At 35.0% G+C, this 3644-nt stretch carries 5 protein-coding genes; 1 reads left to right on the forward strand and 4 read right to left on the reverse strand.

Annotated features, from left to right (window positions below; all coding sequences use genetic code 11):
- Positions 1-591 (reverse strand): aminotransferase class V-fold PLP-dependent enzyme (locus tag AC1W31_RS20840; protein ID WP_481736430.1); only part of this gene is annotated, 591 nt, incomplete at its 3' end.
- 113 nt (positions 592-704) lie between these two features.
- On the reverse strand, positions 705-1130 hold the full coding sequence (gene aroQ, locus AC1W31_RS20845; protein WP_481736431.1) for a type II 3-dehydroquinate dehydratase: 426 nt from the start codon (positions 1128-1130) through the stop codon (positions 705-707).
- 195 nt (positions 1131-1325) lie between these two features.
- Here aroQ and xerD point away from each other — a divergent pair, with 195 nt between their 5' ends.
- The gene (gene xerD / locus AC1W31_RS20850; protein WP_481736432.1) at positions 1326-2237 is read left to right on the forward strand and encodes a site-specific tyrosine recombinase XerD; all 912 of its coding nucleotides are present in this window, start codon (positions 1326-1328) and stop codon (positions 2235-2237) included.
- Between the two features lie 98 nt (positions 2238-2335).
- On the opposite strand, the gene AC1W31_RS20855 is transcribed toward xerD, so the two are convergent.
- Together AC1W31_RS20855 and AC1W31_RS20860 are read right to left on the reverse strand one after the other, a co-directional pair.
- Positions 2336-2932, reverse strand: coding sequence for a Crp/Fnr family transcriptional regulator (locus AC1W31_RS20855; RefSeq protein WP_481736433.1), 597 nt, complete (start codon positions 2930-2932; stop codon positions 2336-2338).
- A 334-nt stretch (positions 2933-3266) separates the two neighbouring features.
- On the reverse strand, positions 3267-3644 hold a 378-nt coding region (locus AC1W31_RS20860), incomplete at its 5' end, for a DUF4249 family protein (RefSeq protein WP_481736434.1).

Consider the following 3644-nt stretch of genomic DNA (forward strand, 5'->3'; position numbering starts at 1 on the left):
GGGTGAGCAAATCATGATTGCCATACCCGCAGGAAGTCCAAAACACTTTTGAACGGAGGCAAACCAAACGTCTCCATCATTAAAATTTAATTCAATTCCACCCAAAGAAGAAGTTGCATCAACGGCAATAATTGCTTCTGGAAAAGCCTTTCTGAATGGTGCTAAATCCTTTATTTGCGTACCGTTTGACGTTTCGTTTTGAGTAATACAAACAACATCTTTGAAATTATTAAATCCTTGTAATTCAGGCACTTCATTGAGTTCAAAAGGGATTCTTTCAACCTCTGAAACTAACTTTTCTGCATAATCAGCCCACTTTTCTCCGAAGGCTCCGTTGTAAAAATGAAGGCTTTTCTGACGGGTCAATGATTGGGTAATTATCTCCCAAGCCTCCGTTGCCGAAGAAATAAAATAGACGTGATAATCAACAGGAATATTGAGTTTTTCGTGTAAACCTTCAATCGCCCCACGAGTAATTTCCATACATTCAGGACTACGATGATTGACGCTAAGTATCCCTTCTGCAAAAGCATCTTGCAGATATTGAGCAACTTGTGGATAAACCTTTGAAGGTCCTGGGTAGAAAGTCATAGTTTCAATTGATAATTGATAATCAATAATTAACAATTAAGTCTAATTTCGAAAAATTTCATCCATTCTTCGTATTCCTTAATTGTCAATTATAAATTGATAACTGTTAATTTTCAAAGATAAGTTTGAATCGCAAAATCATAGCCTCTCAATCCAAAGCCAATGATAATTCCAATTGAATTTTTACTTAAAAAACTATGGTGGCGGAATTCTTCACGGGCATATACATTGGATATATGCACCTCAACGGCAGGCGTTTTTACGCCCGCAATAGCATCGGCAATGGCAATGGATGAGTGCGTAAATGCCCCTGCATTCAACACAATTCCTTCGTACGAAAAACCTACTTCATGAATTTTATCAATTAAATGACCTTCGTGGTTCGACTGAAAATATTCTAAATCTACTATTTCAGAATATTTATCTTTCAACACCTCAAAATACTGTTCAAAAGTCTGATGACCATAAATTTCGGGTTCACGTCTGCCCAAAAGGTTAAGATTTGGACCATTGATAATGATTATTTTTTTCTTTGACATGGTTTTAGGAGTTAGGGGTTGGGAATTAGAGATTAGGCATTTAGTCTTATAGAGATCTTGAGATTGGTTAATTAATTTCAAGGTAGTCTTTTATGGTTAAAAAACAATAATAAAGTATCTTTGCTTTTACTTATCCTAACCCCTAATTACTTAATCCCTAATTTCCCAGTTCCCAATCCCTAACCCCAATCCCCAATGAATTGGCAAAGCTATCTAAAAAATTTCAAAAGCTACCTCACTTTGGAGCGTTCTCTTTCCGAAAATTCGATTGAGGCGTATCTGCGTGATGTCGGGAAGCTTTGGGAATACCTTGAAATTGCGGGTGAATTAGATATTCAGCCAGAAACCGTTACGGATAAACACATCTTTAATTTCTTTTATTATATTGGTGAATTAGGGCTTGAAACCACTTCTCAGGCTCGAATGCTATCGGGATTGAAGTCATTTTTTAAGTATCTTTTATTAGAAGATATTATTAAAAATGACCCAATGGCTTTGATTGTTTCGCCTAAAATCGGCAGAAAATTACCCGCTACTCTAACATTTCCCGAAATCGAAAAAATATTGGATGCTATTGACCTCTCAACTAACGAAGGTACTCGCAATCGGGCCATTTTAGAGGTACTTTATAGTTCTGGTTTGCGGGTTTCAGAATTAGTAGAGATGAAATTAACGGAGTGTTTTTTTGATATTGGCTTTATCAGAATTATTGGAAAAGGTGATAAAGTCAGGCTCGTTCCCATCGGCAGAGATGCTTTGCATTATTTAAAAATTTACTTAGAAACGATTAGAAATCAGCAAGAAATTAAACCCGAAGCGGAGAATCATGTTTTTTTAAACAGAAGAGGAAATAAACTTTCTCGGGTAATGATATTCCTGATAATCAAGGACTTAGTAGCTCGGGTGGGAATTCAAAAAACAATTAGTCCGCATAGTTTTAGGCATTCTTTTGCTACCCATTTGATTGAAGGCGGGGCAGATTTGCGGGCAGTTCAAGAAATGTTGGGGCATGAATCCATTACTACAACGGAAATTTACACTCACCTCGACCGTGAATATTTACAGCAAACCATTGTTGAATTTCATCCGAGAAGTAGGAAAAAATGATGAATGATGAGTTATGAATAGTTGAAATAAAGTAAAAGCACATCTTGAAAATACTCAAACTTATATGATAGCATTCTTCCTAAATCATTCATAATTATTTACCCTTTTATTAAATTCCGTATTCTACTCAAACTATCTGGATGAATTCCCAAGTAGGAAGCTAAATCTTTAATTGGGATTAAACGCAACGCATCTGGTTGATTTTCAAGAAGATGCAAGTACCTTTCTTCGGCAGATTTTGAAATTAATGTATAAGTTCTGCGGGTTTCACGAATGTATAGTTGTTCAGCAATCAAACGGTGAAAACGTTCTGCATTTTTAGAAGTTTCTAATAGTTCAAACACAGGAGGATAATGCAAACGGAATGCTTTGACATTCGTAACGGCTTGAATTGCAATTCCCGATGGGCGTTGAGCCAAACAGGAAGCAAATGAACTGACAAGATTCCCTTGAAAGCCCAAATCTACGCAAATCTGCTTCCCTTCGTTCGTTGTCGCTTCGTATTTTACGGCTCCTTCTAAAATAAAATAAGCATATTTTTCAATATCCTCCTTTTGGGTTAAAAATTCTTTCTTTTTAAACGAAACTTCATCAATAATACGCTGATAAAAATCCCATTCTTCGGAGGAGAAATTGGCTAATTTGAAAATTGATTCTTTGACAAGATAAATTTTATTGGAAGCTGATAAAGACATTTTTATAAATTTTGGTTATAGTATAGCGGATAAAAATATTGAGTTTTACTAATATTTATCTTTCCCCCTGACAAATATAAGTTTTTTTGCTCATAAAAAACTTACCGTTTGCTAAACACATAAATTGAGGATTAAATCATAATTATCCTAAAAATTCCCAAGAAAAAATTGTAAAATTAGCTATATCAACCTTTTTTACAATTTTTCAGTAGCTCTTCATCCGCAATAATTTGTATTATTTAGGTTAAATTTAGCAACTATAAATAGCAGTAAATTTGATTGAAAAGAAAAAAGGACGAATAATATCCGTCCTTTTTTTATAATTCAAAAAAGTCTAATCATTAAATTCCTTGACAGCCTTTGTTTTATCAATTTTCACTTCCATCGAACTCACTGCTGATGTTCCAAACCAACCAGTAGCTTGTTTGGCAGAATTTGCATTAATGTTCGTAACATTTGAAGGAATACGTGAGGCTGGTCTGGCAAACAAACCAGCATTATTTAATTCTTGACGTAATAGCAACCAAAAATCAAAATGAGCCTCGGTAATGGATAAAAGTTCCACCCGTAACTTATCATTCTCTCGGTAAAGTTCGGTATTAGCTAATCTACGAATTGGCAGAATAAAAGCTAATCCATCTCCAAACGGACTTTTATTGCCGATTGCGTCATAAGCAATCACAATATTATCAGCCGCATTTTTGAGAGTATC

This window comes from Arcicella sp. (assembly GCF_964672035.1).